Origin of the sequence: Streptomyces sp. NPDC048182, from assembly GCF_043202555.1 — a bacterium.
GTDB lineage: Bacteria > Actinomycetota > Actinomycetes > Streptomycetales > Streptomycetaceae > Streptomyces.
Genome location: NZ_JBIDAQ010000001.1, coordinates 405212 through 425091 on the forward strand (window position 1 = coordinate 405212; position 19880 = coordinate 425091).

Annotated in this window: 16 protein-coding genes; 4 read left to right on the forward strand and 12 right to left on the reverse strand. The window is 74.8% G+C overall.

The features are described 5' to 3' along the window. Positions 1-7 precede the first annotated feature (7 nt). From ACGFZL_RS01970 to lepA, 3 genes are all read right to left on the reverse strand, one after another. Positions 8-2728 carry a SpoIIE family protein phosphatase gene (locus tag ACGFZL_RS01970; RefSeq protein ID WP_407078444.1) on the reverse strand — a complete coding sequence of 907 codons (2721 nt, stop codon included), beginning with the start codon at positions 2726-2728 and terminating at the stop codon, positions 8-10. Positions 2729-2904: 176 nt separating this feature from the next. Then, on the reverse strand, positions 2905-4782 hold the full coding sequence (locus tag ACGFZL_RS01980; protein WP_393688328.1) for an AMP-dependent synthetase/ligase: 1878 nt from the start codon (positions 4780-4782) through the stop codon (positions 2905-2907). A 246-nt stretch (positions 4783-5028) separates the two neighbouring features. Then, on the reverse strand, positions 5029-6903 hold the full coding sequence (gene lepA / locus ACGFZL_RS01985) for a translation elongation factor 4 (protein ID WP_355166103.1): 1875 nt from the start codon (positions 6901-6903) through the stop codon (positions 5029-5031). A gap of 275 nt (positions 6904-7178) precedes the next feature. Between lepA and rpsT the strand changes: the two genes are divergently transcribed. After that, complete coding sequence (gene rpsT / locus ACGFZL_RS01990) at positions 7179-7445, forward strand: 30S ribosomal protein S20 (RefSeq protein WP_355166101.1); 267 nt, start codon at positions 7179-7181, stop codon at positions 7443-7445. Between the two features lie 242 nt (positions 7446-7687). On the opposite strand, the gene ACGFZL_RS01995 is transcribed toward rpsT, so the two are convergent. The 3 genes from ACGFZL_RS01995 to ACGFZL_RS02005 form a co-directional block, all read right to left on the reverse strand. Then, positions 7688-8200: a hypothetical protein gene (locus ACGFZL_RS01995; RefSeq protein WP_393688331.1), complete on the reverse strand. Its 513-nt coding sequence runs from the start codon at positions 8198-8200 to the stop codon at positions 7688-7690. A 44-nt stretch (positions 8201-8244) separates the two neighbouring features. Further along, the gene (holA, locus tag ACGFZL_RS02000) at positions 8245-9237 is read right to left on the reverse strand and encodes a DNA polymerase III subunit delta (protein ID WP_355166097.1); all 993 of its coding nucleotides are present in this window, start codon (positions 9235-9237) and stop codon (positions 8245-8247) included. Positions 9238-9314: 77 nt separating this feature from the next. Then, positions 9315-9884 carry a TetR/AcrR family transcriptional regulator gene (locus ACGFZL_RS02005; protein ID WP_393688334.1) on the reverse strand — a complete coding sequence of 190 codons (570 nt, stop codon included), beginning with the start codon at positions 9882-9884 and terminating at the stop codon, positions 9315-9317. Between the two features lie 110 nt (positions 9885-9994). Between ACGFZL_RS02005 and ACGFZL_RS02010 the strand changes: the two genes are divergently transcribed. After that, the gene (locus ACGFZL_RS02010) at positions 9995-11389 is read left to right on the forward strand and encodes a DHA2 family efflux MFS transporter permease subunit (protein WP_393688336.1); all 1395 of its coding nucleotides are present in this window, start codon (positions 9995-9997) and stop codon (positions 11387-11389) included. A gap of 21 nt (positions 11390-11410) precedes the next feature. Here the strand turns inward: ACGFZL_RS02010 and ACGFZL_RS02015 are convergent, their stop codons facing one another. Both ACGFZL_RS02015 and ACGFZL_RS02020 read right to left on the reverse strand, forming a co-directional pair. Continuing rightward, positions 11411-11656: a hypothetical protein gene (locus ACGFZL_RS02015; protein ID WP_355166091.1), complete on the reverse strand. Its 246-nt coding sequence runs from the start codon at positions 11654-11656 to the stop codon at positions 11411-11413. Continuing rightward, on the reverse strand, positions 11649-12470 hold the full coding sequence (locus ACGFZL_RS02020; protein ID WP_393688338.1) for an arylamine N-acetyltransferase: 822 nt from the start codon (positions 12468-12470) through the stop codon (positions 11649-11651). The genes ACGFZL_RS02015 and ACGFZL_RS02020 overlap by 8 nt, the downstream gene beginning before the upstream one ends. 159 nt (positions 12471-12629) lie before the next feature. Here ACGFZL_RS02020 and ACGFZL_RS02025 point away from each other — a divergent pair, with 159 nt between their 5' ends. Continuing rightward, the gene (locus tag ACGFZL_RS02025) at positions 12630-14183 is read left to right on the forward strand and encodes a sulfatase (protein ID WP_393688340.1); all 1554 of its coding nucleotides are present in this window, start codon (positions 12630-12632) and stop codon (positions 14181-14183) included. A gap of 205 nt (positions 14184-14388) precedes the next feature. Beyond that, complete coding sequence (locus tag ACGFZL_RS02030) at positions 14389-14949, forward strand: hypothetical protein (protein ID WP_393688342.1); 561 nt, start codon at positions 14389-14391, stop codon at positions 14947-14949. 57 nt (positions 14950-15006) lie between these two features. On the opposite strand, the gene ACGFZL_RS02035 is transcribed toward ACGFZL_RS02030, so the two are convergent. Genes ACGFZL_RS02035 through ACGFZL_RS02050 form a run of 4 tightly spaced genes read right to left on the reverse strand, consistent with a single transcriptional unit; the run spans position 15007 to position 19823 of the window. Continuing rightward, entirely contained in the window at positions 15007-17544 is a 2538-nt protein-coding gene (locus ACGFZL_RS02035; protein WP_393688344.1) for a ComEC/Rec2 family competence protein, read from the reverse strand. After that, a complete protein-coding gene (locus ACGFZL_RS02040; protein ID WP_393688346.1) occupies positions 17541-18485 on the reverse strand; it encodes a helix-hairpin-helix domain-containing protein in 945 nt (314 codons plus the stop codon). Before ACGFZL_RS02040 ends, ACGFZL_RS02035 begins: the two co-directional genes overlap by 4 nt. Before the next feature lie 43 nt (positions 18486-18528). Further along, positions 18529-18981 carry a WYL domain-containing protein gene (locus ACGFZL_RS02045; RefSeq protein WP_393688348.1) on the reverse strand — a complete coding sequence of 151 codons (453 nt, stop codon included), beginning with the start codon at positions 18979-18981 and terminating at the stop codon, positions 18529-18531. Next, positions 18978-19823: a DegV family protein gene (locus ACGFZL_RS02050; RefSeq protein ID WP_355166077.1), complete on the reverse strand. Its 846-nt coding sequence runs from the start codon at positions 19821-19823 to the stop codon at positions 18978-18980. The genes ACGFZL_RS02045 and ACGFZL_RS02050 overlap by 4 nt, the downstream gene beginning before the upstream one ends. Between the last annotated feature and the right edge of the window lie 57 nt (positions 19824-19880).

Here is a 19880-nt window from a genome sequence, read left to right on the forward strand (position 1 = left end):
CGGCCGGTCAGTCGGCCTGGAGGACCAGGAGGGCCAGGTCGTCCTCCGGGGGGCGGTCGCCGAAGGCGTGCACCAGGTGGCGGATGTGCTCCGCGACCCGCTGCACCCCGTAGCCCGCGCAGCTCGCGAGGGCCGCGGCGAGGCCGTCGCCGTCGTCGAACTGGCGGGAGCCGGAGCGGCGCTCGGTGACGCCGTCGGTGACGCAGAGCAGGGTGTCGCCGGGGCGCAGGACGAAGGAGTCGCTGGCGTACGCGGTGTCCTCGAAGACGCCGAGCAGGGTCTGCGGCTGAGCCACGGGGCGGACGGCGCCGTCCAGGTCGAGCAGCAGCGGCAGGGGGTGGCCCGCGGAGGCCAGGGTGCAGCGGACGCCACCGGCGACCGGGACCAGCTCGCCGTAGAGCAGGGAGAGGAACCGGGTCTGCGGTCCGTCGCCCGGCGCGAGCACGCCCCCGGCGGCCAGCAGGGCGCGGGCGGCTGCGTCAGCGGCCTCGGTGGCGTCGTCCAGGAGGAGCTGGTTGAGGCGGTCGAGGACGCCGGCGACGCCGTAGCCCTCGCGGGCGAGCAGCCGCAGCCAGGGCCGGGCGAGGCCGGTCACGACGGCGGCCTCGGGTCCCTTGCCCTGCACGTCACCGATGGCGAAGCACCAGCGGCCGTCGCCGGCCGGGAAGAGGTCGTAGAAGTCGCCGCTGGGCCCGCCCTTGTCGCAGGGCTCGTAGACGAGGGCGCTGCGCAGGCCGGGGATCTCGGCGACCGCGCCGGGCAGCAGGCCGCGCTGGAGCACGGCGCTGATGGTGGCCTGCCTCGCGTACTGGCGGGCGGTGCCGAGGGCGAGGGCGACCCGGCGTCCGAGGTCCTCGACCAGGCCGGTGACCTCGTCGGGGAACCGGGGTGTGCCGGCCCGGCCGATGACCAGCGTGCCGAGCGGGCGGCCGCCGGCGACGAGGGGGTAGGCGAGGGCGGCGCCGGGCGCCGGGTCGGGCCAGGGGTGGCCCACGGGGCCGGTGCGCCAGGGGTCGCGGGGGCGGGGCGGCTCCTTCTCCAGCGCCCGGCGCAACTCCTCGACGTGCGCCTCGCTGGCGTGCCAGACGCCGGCCAGCCGGGCACCGACCGCCACTCCGGCGTCGTCGCTCCAGGCGCCCCGGCCGAGCGTCTCGTCCTCCAGCCACACCGCGCACCAGTCCGCGAGCCGCGGCACGACCAGCTGCCCGGTGAGCGAGGCGACCAGCTCCTCGTCCAGCTGCCCGGCCAGCAGATCGGACGCCTCGGCGAGGAACGACAACGCGCCGACGCCGAGCCAGTCCCGGTCGGGGACACGCCGGGGGTAGGAGACCTCCGCGGCGTACCCGGGCCCGGCCCCGCACCTCTCGTCGTACCCGTCCAGCCAACCGGCCCGTTCACCGGCCCACCGCTGCTCGGGGCGGAGGCCCGGGACGTGCGGGGCCTGCGGGTCCCGACCCGCCCGCCCGTCGTGCGCCTGCTCCCCCGGGTCCGCGGCCAGGGGGTCCCGCCGGTCCGCGTCCTGCCGGCCCCGCGAGAGCCCGGGAGGTGCCGCGCCCGGACCTGCGGGGGCAGGGACTGCCGCGCCCGGCCCTGCGGGGGCAGGGACTGCCGCGCCCGGACCCACCGGGTCACCGGCTGCCCTGCCCGGACCCGCGGGGTCGGCGGACGCAGTGCCTGGGCCGGCGGGGTCACCGGCCGCCGTGCCCGGGCCGGCGGGGGCAGGGGCTGTCCTGCCCGGACCCGCCGGGCCGGCCGCCACCGGGCCCGGACCCGCAGGGACAGGGGCTGCCCCACCCGAACCCACCAGGCCGGCCACCACCGGGCCCGGACCCGCAGGGAAAGGGGCTACCCCACCCGAACCCGCCAGGCCGGCCACCACCGGGCCCGGACCCGCAGGGACAGGGGCTACCCCACCCGAACCCGCCAGGCCGGCCGCCACCGGGCCCGGCCCCGCAGGGACAGGGGCTGCCCCGCCCGAACCGGCCGCCGCCATGCCCAGCCCCTCGGGGGCAGGGGCTCCCCCACCGGCCCCGTCCGGCGTGTGCCGCGGCGCCGGGTAGTCCTTGCTGCCGAGGCGGCCGGGGTCCGCCGGGGTCTCGCCGGTCGGGCGGCGGCGCGCGGGGGCCGGGTGGTCCGGCGTGCCGTCCCGGTCGTCACCGGTGCGGGGGCGGACGCCGGGCACGGTCACCGCCGCGGGCCTGGCCGCCGGGGCCGCGCCGGCCCGGCCCTCCCCTTCCGCGGCGGCGGCCGGGAGGCGGGCCCAGACCGTCTTCGTGCCGGGGCGGTACGTGATGCCCCACGCCTCCGAGACCTCGGCGACCAGGCGGAGGCCGCAGCCGTAGTCGGGGGACTCGTGCGGCGTCTCCTGGGCGCCGCCGCGCGGGGCGCGGGCGGGGTGGTGGTCCAGGACCTCCACGACGAGCGTGCCGTCGGGCTCCAGGGCGCACACCGCCTCCACGCCGGTGCCCGCGTGCACGACGGCGTTGGTGACCAGCTCGCTGACGACCAGCAGCGCGTCGGCGGCGGAGTGGTCGGTGAGCCGCCCCGCGCCGGGCAGGCCGCGCGCCGCCCAGTCGGCGAGCGCGGCCCGCACCGTCGCGCGGGCCGTGCCGGGGGCGAGGGAGCCGCAGGCCAGGTCCACGTGCGCCCGGGCCTGCGCGGCGAAGGCGGCCGACGGGAGCCCGCCGGCGTCGGGGACGATCTCCCGCTGGGTCGGAATGGCCCCCATGGACGGCTCCCCGCGCAGTACGTGCGGGGCGGCCCCGCGTCTGACGCCGTCAGCGTGGCAGACCGTGACGGCTCAGGCGCGCACTTGCCCGAGTGCGCCGCCAGGAGGGGACGCCTCGATCGGCCAACGCTCGAAGAACGCCGCACAACGGGCATTCCCGAGCATCGCCGGTCCCCTTACGACTCGCGCGCCCCCTCGTACATCTCCTCGATCAGATGCTTGTACTCCCGCTCCACCACCGGCCGCTTCAGCTTCAGGCTCGGCGTGATCTCCCCGTGCTCCACGTCCAGGTCGCGCGGCAGCAGCCGGAACTTCTTGATGGTCTGCCACCGCTGGAGCCCCGCGTTGAGCTGCTGCACGTACCCGTCGACCATCTCCACCGTCGCCGGGGCGGCGACGATCTCGGCGTACGGCTTGCCCTCCAGGCCGTTCTCCGCCGCCCACTCGGCGATCGCGGCCTCGTCGAGGGCGATGAGCGCGGTGCAGAAGTTCCGGTCGGCGCCGTGCACGAGGATGTTGGAGACGTACGGGCAGACCGCCTTGAACTGCCCCTCGACCTCCGCCGGGGCGATGTACTTGCCGCCCGACGTCTTGATCAGGTCCTTCTTGCGGTCGGTGATCCGCAGGTACCCGTCGGGCGACAGCTCGCCGATGTCGCCGGTGTGGAACCAGCCGTCGCTCTCCAGCACCTCGGCGGTCTTGTCGGGCAGCTCGTGGTAGCCCTCCATGATCCCGGGGCCACGCAGCAGGATCTCCCCGTCGTCCGCGATCCGCACCTCCGTGCCGGGCAGCGGCTTGCCGACCGTGCCGGTGCGGTAGGCCTCGCCGGGGTTGACGAAGGAGGCGGCGGAGGACTCGGTGAGGCCGTAGCCCTCCAGGATGTGCACGCCGGCGCCGGCGAAGAAGTAGCCGATCTCGGGTGCGAGGGCGGCGCTGCCGGAGATGCAGGCGCGCAGCCGCCCGCCGAACGCCTCGCGGATCTTGCTGTAGACCAGGCCGTCGGCCACCTTGTGCTTGGCGGCGAGGCCGAAGGGCGCGCTCGCGGTGCCGGTGCGGCGGAAGTTGTCCTGGGTGACCTTGGCGTACTCGCGGGCGACCTCGGCCGCCCACTGGAAGATCTTGTACTTGGCCCCGCCGCCCGCCCGGGCCTTGGCGGCGACGCCGTTGTAGACCTTCTCGAAGATGCGCGGCACGGCCGCCATGTAGGTCGGCTGGACGACCGGCAGGTTCTCGATGATCTTGTCGACCCGCCCGTCGACGGCGGTGACGTGCCCGACCTCGATCTGCCCGGAGGTGAGCACCTTGCCGAAGACGTGCGCCAGCGGCAGCCACAGGTACTGCACGTCCTCGCCGGTGACCAGGCCGGTCGCGGCGATGGCCTTGGCCATGTACGACCAGTTGTCGTGCGGCAGGCGCACGCCCTTGGGCCTGCCGGTGGTGCCGGAGGTGTAGATGAGGGTGGCCAGCTGGTCCTTGGTGAGCGCGCCGACCCGCAGCTTGATCAGGTCGGGGTCCTTCTCCAGCCGGGCCTTGCCCCGGGCCTCCAGCTCCGCGAGGGTGAGCACCCAGTCCTCGCCGGTGTCGGCGCCGGCCGGGTCGATCACCACCACGTGGGTCAGGTCGGGCAGCTCGGCCCGCTTCTGCCGGGCCTTGGCCAGCTGCGCGGCGTCCTCCGCGATCAGCACCCGGCTCTGCGAGTCGGAGAGGATGTACGCCGACTCCTCGGCGTTGGTCTGCGGATACACCGTGGTCGTCGCCGCGCCCGCGCACATGATGCCGAGGTCGGCGAGGATCCACTCCAGGCGGGTGGAGGAGGCCAGGGCGACGCGCTGCTCGGCCTCGATGTCCAGCTCGATCAGGCCGGCCGCGATGGCGAGCACCCGCTCGGCGGCCTGGCCCCAGGTCAGCGACTTCCACTCGTCGGGCCCCTCGCCCGAGGCGGGCGGCACCGGATAGCGGTAGGCCTCGGCGTCCGGCGTGGCCGCCACGCGCTCCAGGAAGAGGCCCGCCACGGAGGGCGGACGGTTCTCGATCAGGGTCTGTGTGTCGCTCACGACGTCCTCCGGGCCCGCGACGGTGCGGCTGGCTCAGGTGCGGCTGGGTTCACTCTCGGGCGGTTGTTTAACTCACGAGTAACTATGAGGCAGGCATCAGCGTAAAGGGCGACCGGCCCGCGCGTAAGACTCCCCGGCCCGCCACTTCCGCCGAAAACCCCCGCTGACATGGGCGGAGGCCCGCCGCGCTCGCGCACGACAGGCCCCCGGGCGTCCGATTCGCCGGGGTCGCCCCCGGACCGGCCGCTACTTCTTGCCCTTGCCCGAACCCGCGCTGTCATCGCTGGACAGGACGGCGATGAAGGCCTCCTGGGGAACCTCCACGGAACCCACCATCTTCATGCGCTTCTTGCCCTCCTTCTGCTTCTCGAGCAGCTTCCGCTTCCGGGAGATGTCACCGCCGTAGCACTTGGCGAGGACGTCCTTGCGGATGGCGCGGATGGTCTCGCGGGCGATCACCCGGGAGCCGATGGCCGCCTGGATGGGCACCTCGAACGCCTGCCGCGGGATCAGCTCGCGCAGCTTGGCGACGAGCCGCACCCCGTAGGCGTAGGCGGCGTCCTTGTGGGTGATCGCGGAGAACGCGTCCACCTTGTCGCCGTGCAGCAGGATGTCCACCTTGACCAGGCTGGAGGTCTGCTCGCCGGTGGGCTCGTAGTCCAGGGAGGCGTAGCCGCGGGTCTTGGACTTCAGCTGGTCGAAGAAGTCGAAGACGATCTCCGCGAGGGGCAGCGTGTAGCGGATCTCGACGCGGTCCTCGGAGAGGTAGTCCATGCCGAGCAGGGTGCCGCGCCGGGTCTGGCACAGCTCCATGATCGAGCCGATGAACTCGGTCGGCGCCAGCACGGTGGCGCGCACGACCGGCTCGTACACCTCGCTGATCTTGCCCTCGGGGAACTCGCTGGGGTTGGTGACGGTGTGCTCGGTGCCGTCCTCCATGTCCACGCGGTAGACCACGTTGGGCGCGGTGGCGATCAGGTCGAGGCCGAACTCGCGCTCCAGGCGCTCGCGGACCACGTCCAGGTGGAGCAGGCCGAGGAAGCCGACGCGGAAGCCGAAGCCGAGGGCGGCGGAGGTCTCCGGCTCGTAGACCAGGGCGGCGTCGTTGAGCTGGAGCTTGTCCAGGGCCTCGCGCAGCTCCGGGTAGTCCGAGCCGTCCAGCGGGTACAGCCCCGAGAACACCATGGGCTTGGGGTCCTTGTAGCCGCCGAGCGCGTCCTCGGCGCCCTTGTGCTGGGTGGTGACGGTGTCGCCGACCTTGGACTGGCGGACGTCCTTCACGCCGGTGATGAGATAGCCCACCTCGCCGACGCCGAGGCCGTCGGCCGGGAGCATCTCGGGCGAGTTGGTGCCGATCTCCAGCAGCTCGTGGGTGGCGCCGGTGGACATCATCCGGATGCGCTCGCGCTTGTTGAGCTGGCCGTCGATGACCCGGACGTACGTCACGACGCCGCGGTAGGAGTCGTAGACCGAGTCGAAGATCATCGCGCGGGCGGGGGCGTCCTTGACGCCGACCGGGGCGGGGATCTCGGCGACCGCCTTGTCGAGCAGCGCCTCGACGCCGAGGCCGGTCTTCGCGGAGACCTTCAGCACGTCGTCGGGGTCGCAGCCGACCAGGTTGGCCAGCTCCTCGGCGAACTTCTCGGGCTGCGCGGCCGGGAGGTCGATCTTGTTCAGCACCGGGATGATCGTGAGGTCGTTCTCCATCGCCAGGTACAGGTTGGCGAGGGTCTGCGCCTCGATGCCCTGGGCGGCGTCCACGAGGAGGATGGTGCCCTCGCAGGCGGCCAGCGACCGGGAGACCTCGTAGGTGAAGTCGACGTGCCCGGGGGTGTCGATCATGTTGAGGATGTGCGTGCTGCCCTGCTCGGGGCCCGTGGTCGGGGCCCACGGCAGACGCACCGCCTGGGACTTGATCGTGATGCCGCGCTCGCGCTCGATGTCCATGCGGTCGAGGTACTGGGCGCGCATCTGCCGCTGCTCGACCACACCGGTCAGCTGGAGCATCCGGTCGGCGAGCGTGGACTTGCCGTGGTCGATGTGCGCGATGATGCAGAAATTGCGGATCAGAGCCGGGTCGGTACGGCTCGGCTCGGGCACATGGCTAGGGATCGCGGGCACGCAGGGTCCTGATTCTTGAGGCGTCCGCAGTGTCGGTTTCTCGTGTCTGCGGTCTCGGGTCGGATCGTCACGCAGCCTCCATCGTCCCACGGGTGCGAACCGAGGTCCCACGGGTGTGGACGACGGCCGGGTTTGGGCCGCCCGCCGGGCCGCTGCTAGTGTGGGGGGCTGTGTCTCCTGCCCTCTCAGCCGGAGGCACGTCCTGGAAATCACCGGTATGAAGGTCGGGCGGCGCTGCCGTGCGGCCTCGTGCCAGAACCTGCAAAGGCTCATTCGTGGCGAACATCAAGTCCCAGATCAAGCGGAACAAGACCAACGAGAAGGCCCGGCTGCGCAACAAGGCCGTCAAGTCCTCTCTGAAGACCGCGATCCGCAAGGCCCGTGAGGCCGCTGCCGCGGGCGACGCCGAGAAGGCCACCGAGTACCAGCGCGCCGCCGCGCGTCAGCTCGACAAGGCCGTCTCCAAGGGCGTCATCCACAAGAACCAGGCCGCCAACAAGAAGTCGGCCCTGGCGCAGAAGGTCGTCGCCCTCAAGGGCTGAACCACCCCATCTGGTCTGATCGCCGGAAGGACCCAGGGCGGGCCCTCTCTCATCCGCCCCCGACCGGCTCCCAGGGGTCGTGCGCGGCCTGCGTTCGCCACGCGGGCACGACCCCGCCCAGTCTGAACCCGAAGGCCCCGCCGGCCGCCCTTCCCCGGGCGGCGGGCGGGGCCTTCGGCGTGCCCCCGGGCCCCTCAGTGGGAAGCGGTGCGGGTCGGTACGGTGCTCACTCGGGACGGTGCTCAGTCGGCTATGCCCAGGTCCTGGCGCATGATGCGGCGCATGGCGGTGAGGGCGGGCTCCGCGGTCTTCAGGTCGAGGAGGGCCCGCTCCGCCGACTCCCCCTCGCGGGCGAGGCCGCGGTCGAGGCGCTTGGCCGTCGCGTCGACGGCGGCCAGGACGCGGTTCACCTCGCGGGACGCCGCCAGGACCCGCTCGGGGACGATCATCTGGACCTCGGCGTACCGGTCGCGGTACTCCCGACGCGCCTCCTCGACCTGGGCACGGTCCTCGTCGGTGTAGACGCCGTCGCGCAGGCGGTGCAGGGCGTCCTTGAGCATGGTGTGGAAGTGGCGGGAGGTCCGGTTCATCGCGGTGTAGGCGGCGCGCCGCTCCTCGAAGTGCCGCCTGCGCTCCTCGACCTGGCTCTCCGCCCGCCGCTGGCGTCTGCTCGACCAGGTGGTGACGAGCGGCGCCGCGAGCGTGCCGAGCACGCCGACGATCGCGGTGACCATGGCGGCGGTGGCGGCACCCATGCGGCGACCCTAACGCCCGGCGGGCCGGCGGCAGCGGGCCCGGGTCATGCCCGGCCCCGGGACCGCGCCGCCCGCGCGATGGTCACGACCGCCTTCTCCAGCACGTACTCCGGGTCCTCGCCCGCGCCCTTCACCCCGGCGTCCGCGTCGGCCACCGCGCGCAGGGCGAGGGCGACGCCGTCGGGGGTCCAGCCGCGCATCTGCTGGCGGACACGGTCGATCTTCCAGGGCGGCATGCCCAGCTCCCGGGCGAGGTCGGCGGGACGGCCGCCGCGGGCGGAGGAGAGCTTGCCGATGGCCCGTACGCCCTGGGCCAGCGCGCTGGTGATGAGGACCGGCGCCACGCCCGTCGACAGCGACCAGCGCAGCGCCTCCAGGGCCTCCGCCGCCCGGCCCTCGACGGCGCGGTCGGCGACGGTGAAGCTCGACGCCTCCGCCCGCCCGGTGTAGTAGCGGCCGACCACCGCCTCGTCGATGGTCCCCTCGACGTCCGCGACGAGCTGGGACACCGCCGACGCCAGCTCCCGCAGATCGCTGCCGATCGCGTCGACCAGGGCCTGGCACGCCTCCGGCGCGGCGGACCGCCCGGCGGTGCGGAACTCGGCGCGGACGAAGGCCAGCCGGTCGGCGGGCTTGGTCATCTTCGGGCACGCCACCTCGCGCGCCCCCGCCTTGCGCGCCGCGTCGAGCAGCCCCTTGCCCTTCGCGCCGCCCGCGTGCAGCAGGACGAGGGTGATCTCCTCGGCCGGGGAGGCGAGGTAGCCCTTCACGTCCTTGACCGTGTCGGCGGACAGGTCCTGCGCGTTGCGGACGACCACGACCTTGCGCTCGGCGAAGAGCGAGGGGCTGGTCAGCTCGGCGAGGGTGCCGGGCTGGAGCTGCTCGGGGGCGAGGTCGCGCACGTCCGTGTCGGCGTCGGCGGCCTTGGCGGCGGCCACCACCTCCTGCACGGCGCGGTCGAGCAGCAGCTCCTCCTGGCCCACGGCGAGGGTCACCGGGGCGAGGAGGTCGTCGTCAGTCGCGGTCTTCCTGGCCATCGCGGCAAGCATCCCACGCCCCACTGACACCCCGCCCCGCCCGGCCCTCGATCACCCGACCATCCGGCCGCCCGGCGTCACCGGAGCAGACGGTCGACCAGACCCGCCACGTACTCCGGGGTGAGCGGGCCCGCGCCGAACAGGACGCGGATGTACATCGGGGCCATGACATGGTCGACGACGGCCAGCGCGTCGGGGGCCCGCTCCCCGCGCTCGCCCGCCCGGTCGAGCATGGACTGCAGCCGCCGGGCCCGCTCGGCGAGGAAGCCGTCGCGCAGGCGCAGGCCCTCGGGTCCGGAGCCGGACAGGGCGACGGCCAGGCGGAGCACGGCGAGACCCTCGGGTCCGGTGATCTCGCGGGCCACCTGGGCCGCGTAGGTGTGCAGGTCGCCGGCCAGGTCACCGGTGTCGGGCATCGGTGAGCGCGCGTCGAGGCGGGTCAGCGTCACGTCGGTGAGCAGCGCTTCGAGGCTGCCCCAGCGCCGGTAGACGGTGGTGTCGGCGACTCCCGCGCGGGCCGCGACCTCGCCGACTGTGAACCCGCCGTACCCGCGTTCGCCGACCAGGTCGGTGACGGCCTGATGCACCGCGGCGCCGACGCGGGCGCTGCGTCCGCCGGGCCGCCGGGTGCGCTGTTGCTCGTCCATGCCCCCACCTTAAAGCAGCCCGCACTTGCGTTAGGACACCGCACTGCCCTACGGTCCCACTTAACGCAGCCCACGGCTGCTTTAGTGACGAGGGAGTGGGAGGGGACGTCATGCTCGTGGTGACCTGCCTGGGGCAGTTCATGGTGCTGCTCGACAACACGATCGTCGGGGCGGCACTGCCCGACATGCAGCACCGCCTGGGCGCGGGACTGTCCGGCCTGCAGTGGATCGTCGACGCCTACGTGCTGCTCGTCGCCATGCTGCTGCTGTCCGGCGGGGTCTTCGCCGACCGCTTCGGCCGCAGGCGCGTGTATCTGAGCGGCGTCGCGCTGTTCACCGCCGCCTCCGTGGTGTGCAGCGTCGCCCCGTCGGTCGGCTGGCTGGTGGCCGGGCGGGTGCTGCAGGGCGTCGGGGCCGCGGCCCTGAGCCCCGCCTCGCTCGCCCTCCTGGTCGCCGCGCATCCGGCCCCGCGCGACCGGGTCCGGGCGATCGGACTGTGGGCAGGGCTCAGCGGCATCGGCCTGGCCGCCGGGCCGGTGGCCGGCGGCGTGCTGACGCAGGCGTTCGGCTGGCCCGCGATCTTCCTGGTCAACGTGCCCGTCGGCGTGGTCCTGCTGGTGGCCGGCCGGCGCGTCCTGACGGAGTCCCGCAACCCGGACGCCCGCGCCCTCGACCTCCCGGGCACGGTCCTGTCCGTCCTCGGGGTCGGCACGCTGGCCTACGCGCTGATCGAGGGCGGCTCGCGCGGCTGGACCTCACCGGTGATCCTCGGCGGCTTCGCCACGGCGGCCGTCCTCCTCGGCGCGTTCGTCGCCGTCGAGCGGCGGCACCGGGCACCGATGCTGCCGCCTGACCTGTTCCGTCAGCGCCTGTTCACCGTCTCCAACTCCGCCATGACGGCAGTCGGGTTCGCCCTGATGGGCTCGACCTTCTTCTTCTCGCAGTTCTTCGTGTCCGTCCAGGGCAGCTCGATCCTGCGGGCCGGACTGCAGACCCTGCCCGCCACCCTCGCCATGGTCGTCGTCAGCCCCTTCGCCGGCCGCCTCGCCGCCAGGTACGGCTTCCGGCCCGTCGTCACCGGCGGCCTGGCCCTGGCCGGGCTCGGGCTCCTCGCGCTGGGCGGGGTGCACGCCGGCACCGGTTACGCGAACGTGTGGTGGCGGCTCGCCACGGTCGGCGTCGGCTTCGCCCTGACCATGTCCCCGCTGACCGGCGCCGCCATCCAGGCGGTCGACCCACGCGAGGGCGGCCTCGCCTCGGGCGTCAGCAGCACCACCCGGCAGATCGGCGCGGTGCTCGGCGTGGCGGTGCTGGGCGCCGTGGTCCGCGCCCGCGAGTCCGCCGGCGCCTCCTTCGAGACCGGCCTCGACAGCGCCTTCACCACGGCCGGAGCCGTCACCCTGGCCACCGCGGTCTGCACCGGCCTGTGGCTGACAGGCCCCCGCCCCGCCCCTGGGCCCGCCCCCCAGCAGCACCCCGACCTCGCCCGGCGTCGAACTCCGTGAACCGCTTCGTGCGGGGCGCGCCTACGGCTCCTCCCGCCACCCCTCCCACTCCCCGGCGAACGCGTCCAGTTCCGCCGGGTCCAGGCGGCGCGCCTCGTCGTGCAGGACGACCAGCCACTGGGCGTCCTCGGCGTCGTCCTCGCCGGCCAGGGCGTCGCGGACGAGGCGGGGCTCCTCGTCGACGCCGAACCGTTCGCCCAACGCCTGCGCCGCCTCCTCGGCGGCGTCACGGTCGGGCAGCACCAGGACATGTCTCACGTCACTCACGCGGGCCATTGTCGGCCACGGCGCCGTGCCCGCCCACCTCCGGGACCCGGTCGAGGGCGATGCCGAACCGCTCCCGGTACACCGCCAGCACCTCCTCGTCCGTGCCCAGCTCCCGCTCCTCGCGCCGCCCGTCGGCGCCGGTGGACTTGAGCACCCGGCCGCTGAGCGTGATCCGGCCGCCGTCCCCGGTGAGCCGCGAGCACACCGTCGACTGCGCGAAGTGCGAGCGCGGGGAGGTGCTGTGCCACCAGGCGCCGGTCACGAAGTCGGCGAGCACCCGGGGCCGCCGCTCCAGCCGGTACACCCGCTGCCCGTCCCGCAGCACGTCGAGGTCGTCCTCGGGGCCTCCCGCCCCGGCGACCCGGAAGACTCCCGCCGGGTCCTGCTGCTCGCCCCGCGCCCCCAGCTCCAACGGCAGTCGGCTGTGCGACCCGAACCCCACATCCGCCAGCCACTCGCTCCCGTCCGCCGTCGTCACCGCCAGCGCCATGTGGTCGTACGGGATCCCCACCGCCCCCTCCTCCCCGTACACCCGCGCGGCGAGCAGCGTCACCCCGTAGCCGAGGGCGCCGAGGAGCGCGCCGAAGGCGCCGTTCAGTTCGTAGCAGAAGCCGCCTCGCCGGGCCCGTACGAGCTTGTCCACGAGCCGCCGCTCCTCCAGGACGATCTCCTCCCCCAGGTGCACGGAGAGGTTCTCGAACGGCACCGCCCGCAGATGCGCCACGTGCAGCTCACGCAGCGCGCCGAGGGTGGGGCGGAGGGGGCGCGCGACGGCGAGCCGGTCCAGGTAGGCGTCGGTCTGTGCGGGGTCCATGCCCCCAGTCTTCCCGGTCGCCGCACCGTCGGACGGCTGTCTGTGAGTTGCGTGGGAAGAGCCGGGGAGTCGGGTGGGAAGAGGCATACCGGACACCGCTCGGGAGAGCCGCAGCGCAGTGAGCCCCGCGGGGATTCCCATGGCTGAGGAGTTGGTGTGATGTCCGGTGTGCTGCGGCGACGGCTGCTGTCGGCCCTGCCCGTCGTCCTGATCGCGGCGCTGTCGTCGTGTTCGGGCGGGGGCGGCGGGGGTGATGCCGCCGCCTCCTCGTCCTCCCCGCCCTCCGCGTCGTCGGCGCCGTCGGCTTCGTCGGCTTCGTCGGCGCCGGACGGGAAGCCGAACATCGTCTACGTCCTGACCGACGACCTGTCCTGGAACCTGGTCCAGTACATGCCGCACGTCCAGGAGATGCAGCGCAACGGCACCACGTTCACGAACTTCTTCGCCACCGACTCGCTGTGCTGCCCCTCCCGCAGCTCGATCCTGACCGGCCAGTTCCCGCACAACACGGGCGTGTTCACGAACAACGGCGACGACGGCGGCTACGGCGCCTTCCTGAAGAACGGCGACGAGGCGCGCTCCTACGGCCCCGCCCTCCAGCACGCCGGCTACCGGACCGGCTTCATGGGCAAGTACCTCAACGGCTACGAGCCCTCCGGCCGCCCCGGCGAGTCGAAGCCGGACGTGCCGCCGGGCTGGGACGAGTGGGACGTGGCCGGCAACGGCTACCCGGAGTTCGACTACCAGCTCAACGAGAACGGCAAGCTCGTCCGCTACGGGCACGACCCCGACGACTACCTGACGGACGTGATGTCGGACAAGGCCACGTCCTTCGTCGGTGACGCCGCCGAGTCGGGCAAGCCGTTCGCCCTCGAGCTGGCCACCTTCGCCCCGCACGGCCCCTCCACCCCGGCGCCCCGGGACAAGGACGAGTTCCCCGGCCTGAAGGCCCCGCGCACCGACGCCTACGACACCGCGACCACCGACGCCCCCGCCTGGCAGCACGCCCTGACGCCGCTGTCGGACAAGGACCAGCGGAGCATCGACCAGAAGTTCGCCAAGCGCGTGCGGTCGGTGCAGGCCGTCGACGACATGATCGGGCACCTCGAGGACGAGCTGAAGAAGAAGGGCCTGGCCGACGACACCTACCTCGTCTTCGGCTCCGACAACGGCTTCCACATGGGCGAGCACCGGCTGCGTCCGGGCAAGCAGACCGCCTACGACACCGACGTACGGGTCCCGCTGATCGTCACCGGCCCGGACGTGCCCGCCGGCAAGGAGGTCGACCGCTTCGCGGCCAACATCGACCTCGCCCCCACCTTCCAGGACCTGGCCGGACTGGATCCGCCGGCCACCGCCGACGGGGAGAGCCTGCGGCCCCTGCTGCACGGGGACACGGTCGCGGACGCGGACTGGCGCGACGCGGTGCTGGTCGAACACCACCACGCGGCCTCGAAGAAGGACGACCCGGACGCCGCCCCGAAGAACGCCGGCGACCCGCCCACCTACAACGCCCTGCGCACCGACGACGCCCTCTACGTCGAGTACGCGGACGGCGAGCGCGAGTACTACGCCCTGGACTCCGACCCCCAGCAGCTGCACAACCGCTGGTCCTCGGTGCCCGCCGACACCCGCCGCTCCCTGCACGACCGGCTCACCGCGCTGACGTCCTGCAAGGGCGCGCAGGAGTGCCGGGCGGCGTCGAAGAAGTAGGGGGGCTTGTGCCGCGGGGGGGGGCTTGTGCGAAAGGGGGCGCGGTGCCGTGCGGCGGTGGCGAGCCGCACGCGCCCCGTGTGGCCGCCGCGCCCGCACCGGCGACGCGCACCCGCTGGGCCGCCGCGGGCCGGGCTCGTACGTTCCAGGGACCGAAGAGCCCGCCGCACAGCGCGGTGCGCGAACCCTCCCGGAGGGCACCTCCATGGCACTCACCCGACTCACCACCCGCACGGCGGCGGCCCTCTGGGCCACGCTCCTCCTCCTGACGGGCGCCGCCCTGGCCGGCGCACCGGCCGCCTCCGCCACCGCCTCCGCCGGCCTGGTGACCTGCCCGGTCGGCACGCAGACCACCACCTACTCACCCGGCCTCAGGCTGCCCGCCACCCCCGCTCCGACGGTCTCGCTGCACACCGACGGCACCCTCGGCCCCTGCGTCTCCCTGGACGGACACCACACCGGCGCCGTCTACAAAGCCGACGGCGGCGGCAAGTTGAACTGCCTCGGCGGCAACTCCTCCGGCAGCGGCTCGCTCAACTGGTCCGACCCGGGCGCCGCCACCTCCAAGTTCACCTTCACGGGAGGCATCTCCCTGCGCCCCGACGGCGTGACGGTCCTCGTCCTCAACGGCACGGTCACCTCCGGGGACTTCACCGGCAAGCACCTGGTCGTCACGGTCGTCCTGCTGAGCACCGACCTGACGGCATGCCTGACCCCCACCGGTCTGACCACCAGCTCGGGCCCGTTCACGGCCTCCGTCCTCTGACCCGCCGCCAAACAACTGTGGTTACCGACCTTCCGTGGGCGAGGCCACGCGGTCGCGTCAGCCCCGCGCCACCCGCAGCGCCCTCCCCTCCCCCGCAACCGCCACCGCCCCGTCCCGGTCCGTCCGCAGGACCGTCGTGCCGCCGGCGTGGAGGGCGGCGAGGGTGGTCGGGGACGGGTGGCCGTAGGTGTTGTCCTCGCCGCAGCTGATGAGGGCGAGGCGGGGCGACGCGCGGCGTATGAGGTCGGGGTCCTGGTGCGCCGAGCCGTGGTGGGCGACCTTCAGGACGTCCACTCCTTCCAGTTCCGCCGCCGCCGGAGATCTCGCCAACTCTCGCTGGGCCGGCGGTTCCAGGTCACCGAGGAGGAGCAGGCGCAGGCCCGCCGTGCGGACCAGGAGGGTGACGCTGGCGTCGTTGGGGCCGTCGGGGGGCGGGGGTGCCATGAGCTGCGGAGGACCTGGTGGGGGCGGCCACAGGACCTGCCAGGACAGGGGGCCGAGCCTGCCCGCCTCCCCCGCCCCGGCGACCCGCACCGGGATGCCCCGGGCCGCCGCCTCGCGGTGCACGGCAGCCGCCTGGTCCGCCGGTTCCGCGAGCGTGGTCGTCTCGATCGCGCCCACCGCGCGGCCCCGCAGCACCCCCGGCAGGCCGGCCACGTGGTCGGCGTGGAAGTGGGTGAGGAGGACGAGCGGGACGCGGTCGACGCCCAGCGTGCGCAGGCAGTCGTCCACCAGGGCCGGGTCGGGGCCCGCGTCGACGACCACGCCCGTGTCCCCGCCCGCCGCCAGCACCAGGGCGTCGCCCTGACCGACGTCGCACATCGCCATCCGCCAGCCCGGCGGGGGCCACCCGGTGAGCACCCGGCCCAGCGGTTGCGGGCGGAGCACGGCCAGGACGAGGAGCACGGCGCAGGCACCGCACCACCAGGGGCGCCGCAGCAGCCGGCGCCCGAGGAGCAGGACGGCCACCGTGGCCAGGGCCAGCAGCGCCGCTCCGGTCCAGCCCGCCGGCCAGTCCACTCCCGCACCGGGCAGCGCCGCCCCCGTGCGGGCGATCCCGACGATCCACCCCGCCGGCCACCCCGCGCACCAGGCCAGCGCCTCGGCCGCCGGCAGCCACAGCGGGGCGGCGCCGAGCGCGGCGAACCCCAGCACGGTGGCCGGCGCCACCGCGAACTCCACGAGCAGGTTGCACGGCAACCCCACCAGGCTGACCCGCCCGGAGAGCATCACCACCACCGGCGCGCACAGCGCCTGCGCCGCCCCCGCGGTGGCCAGCCCCTCCGCGAGCCGGGGCGGCACCCCGCGCCCGCGCAGCGCCGCGCTCCACCGCGGGGCCAGTGTGAGCAGCGCGCCGGTGGCCAGCACCGAGAGCACGAAGCCGTAGCTGCGGGCCAGGGACGGCAGGCACAGGACGAGGAGGAGCACCGCCGCCGCCAGTGCCGGGACCAGGGATCTGCGGCGGCCGGTGGCGAGGGCGAGGAGGGCGACGGAGCCGCAGGCCGCCGCCCGCAGCACGCTCGGGTCTGGGCGGCAGACCACGACGAAGGACAGGGCCAGCAGCCCGCCCAGCAGCGCCGTCGCGCGGAGGGAGAGGCCCAGGCGGGGGGCGAGTCCGCGGCGTTCGCTGCGCCGGGCCAGCCCCGGTGGGCCGAGGAGCAGCGCGAGGAGGATGGTGAAGTTGGCCCCGGAGACGGCCGTCAGGTGGGCCAGGTCGGTCTCCTTGAACGCCTCCTCCAGTTCCGGGGTGATCCGCGAGGTGTCGCCGACCACGAGGCCGGGCAGCAGGGCCCGCGCGTCCGCCGGCAGGCCGGCGCTCGCCGCGCGCAGGCCGGCACGCAGCCTGCCCGCCGTCCGCTGCGCCGCCGACGGCCCGGCCGTCACCTCGGGCCCCGCCCGGCCGCCCCGCACCCGCAGCACGGCGGCGTACTCGTCGGCGCCGGTCAGCGGGGGCGCCGCGCGGGCGGTGACGCGCAGCCGGGTGCTGGGCAGCAGCCCCAGCCAGCGGCCGGGGGCGGGGCCGCCCACGTCCACGATCAGCAGCACGGGTGTCCGGGTCGCCACCGCCCCGCCGCCCGCCGTTCCCCGCGTCACCCGGCGCGCCTCGCCCTCGACGAGCACCGTGGGCGGCACCGCGTGGTCCCCCCGCACACGGGGCCGGCTCAGGCGCGGGTCCGCGGTGATCTCCACCTCGGCCGTCACGGTGGCGTACCGCCGGGCCAGGTCAGGCAGCGGACCTCGGCGCAGGTCCGCGCCGTGCAGCGCGGTCGAGGCGGCGGACGCCGCGACGCAGAGCAGTACGGCGGTGGCCGACAGCCGCAGTCGTTCGCGCCCGGTGCGGTGGCGTCCCCGGGTCAGCAGCAGCGCCGCGACCGCGGCCAGGCAGCCGACCACCACGCCCGTGACCGCCCCCACGGTCGCTCCCGGCACCAGCGCCGCCGTCGCCCACGCCGCCAGGGCGGGCGGCACCAGTCGCAGGTCCGTCGGCGCCTCCTGCCGGGGGTGCGCGGCACCGAGGCGGTGCCCCGAGGCGGCGTGCACATCCGCGCGCCCCGGATGCGCGCCGGTGGGGACGGCCTGGTCGGGGGCGGTCATGGCTGGACCAGGCTCCGCAGGTCGGCGAAGCGGCGCTCGCCGATGCCGTTGACCTCGCGCAGCTCGTCCACCGAGCGGAAACCGCCGTGCCGCGTGCGGTAGTCCACGATGTGCTGGGCGAGCACGGGACCGACGCCCGGCAGGGTTTCGAGCTGGTCGACGGTCGCCGTGCTGAGGGGGACGGAGGCCGCAGGCGGGCCCGCGCCGGGTCCCCCCGCTCCACCCGAGGTCCCGACCGCCGCACCCGGCGCCGGCGGCGGAGCCGACGCCCCGACGATCACCTGCTCCCCGTCCACCAGGAAGCGCGCCCGGTTCAGCCCGTCCGTCTTCGTGCCCGGCCGCACTCCCCCGGCCGCGCGCAGCGCGTCCTCCACCCGCGAGCCGGACGGCAGCCGGTGGATGCCGGGCCTGCGCACCCTGCCCCCGACGTCCACCACGATCCGAACACCGGCACCGGCCCCCGCACTCGGGGAGACCGACGCCGACACCCGCGGCGCCGCCGCCACCTCGCGCACCACCTCGGGCTCCGGCACGGCCTCCGTGCGCCCGGTCCAGAAGTGCTGCGCGGCGAACAGCACCCCGGCCACAAGCAGCACCGCCAGCGCCGCCACGCCCCGCCGCTCCACCCCGCACCGCGTCTGCCACCACACCGGCAGCCGCTCCCGCAGCGCAGGACCGGCCCGTTCCCGCCAGGTCGCCGCCGGGTCCGGGGCCTCGGGCCGTCCCGCCTCCGCCTCCGCCTCTGCCTCCGCGGCTCCACCCCGGACGTCGCCGAAGAGCGCCTCGGCGCGGCGGCGGAGCTCCTGCGGCGGGGCATGCCGGTGCCTGCCAGGGCCCGGGGAGCGGAGGGAACGGCGGTGCCGGGACCGCCCGTCGGAGGCCGGACCGCGACCCGGTCCACTGGTCGCGCCGGCTGCGCGTGCGTCTGATCGAAGAGCCATGCGCCGAGGATCGGCCATCCCGGCCTCTCGGCGATGATCATGCTCAATTCCTGGGGACGACCGCCGGCTTGTGGACAACTCCCCCACCCACCCGGGTGAGCGGCTCGCACGGCACCCCACAGGTCCCGGCCAGCGCGGCGACCACCTCCGCCATCCGCGCCCGCAGCCCGACCGACGCCATGACCTCGGCCTCGGCGCCGAGCCGCAGCAGCACGCCGACCGCGTGCTCGACGGACTCGACCGGCACGACGACCTCGACCCGGCCGTCGGCGCCCGGTGGCCCGGCGCTGTCCAGGGCGGCCCGGGCCACCACGGGTTCGAGGAGGTCCGGGAGTTGCCCCAGGAGCCGCGGCGTCACACGGACCACCGCCTCGTCACGATGCCGGCGGGCGTCGAAATCGGCCAGGTAGGACCGCCAGTGCGCGCCCAGCTCGAAGGCGCCTACGAACCACCCGTGGCCTTTACGTACCACCCGTGCCCGCGCGGCAACCCTCACCGCCCGGAGACGACCACCCCGAGCAGCCCCGGCCCCGTATGCGCCCCGATCACCGCGCCGACCTCGCTCACGTGCAGGTCGTGCAGTGCGGGCAGCCGGCCCCGCAGGCGCTCCGCGAGGGCCGACGCGCGGTCGGGGGCGGCGAGGTGGTGGACCGCGACGTCGACCGGCGCGCTGCCCGCGCGGTCCGCGACGATCTCCTCCAGGCGGGCGATGGCCCGCGACGCGGTGCGGACCTTCTCCAGCGGCTCGATCCGGCCGTCGGCCAGGCACAGCAGGGGCTTGACCGCGAGGGCCGAGCCGAACAGGGCCTGCGCGGCGCCGATCCGGCCGCCGCGGCGCAGGTAGTCGAGGGTGTCCACGTAGAAGTAGGCGGTGGTGGCGGCGGCCCGCTTCTCCGCCGCGGTGACCGCCTCGTCCACCGTGCCGCCCGACTCGACCGCCTCCGCCGCCGCCAGCGCGCAGAAGCCGAGGGCCATCGCGACCATGCCGGTGTCCACCACCCGTACCGGGACCGGCGCCTCGCGGGCGGCGACCACGGCCGCGTCGTGGGTGCCGGACAGCTCCGCGGACAGGTGCAGGGAGACGATGCCGTCGACGCCGGTCTCGGCGATCCGGCGGTAGGTCTCGGCGAAGAGGGCGGGGCCGGGCCGGGAGGTGGTGACGGAGCGGCGCTTCTGGAGGGCCTGGGCCAGCGAGCGGGTGGAGATCTCGGTGCCCTCCTCCAGCGCCCGGTCGCCGAGGACCACGGTCAGGGGGACCGCGGTGATGCCGTGCCGCTCCATCGCCCCGGCCGGGAGGTAGGCCGTGGAATCGGTGACGATCGCGACATGGCGGGACATGAGCTGGAGGTTACCTGCCGTAGCGCGGGTCCGGCAGCCCGGCCCCCTGAGCTGCGG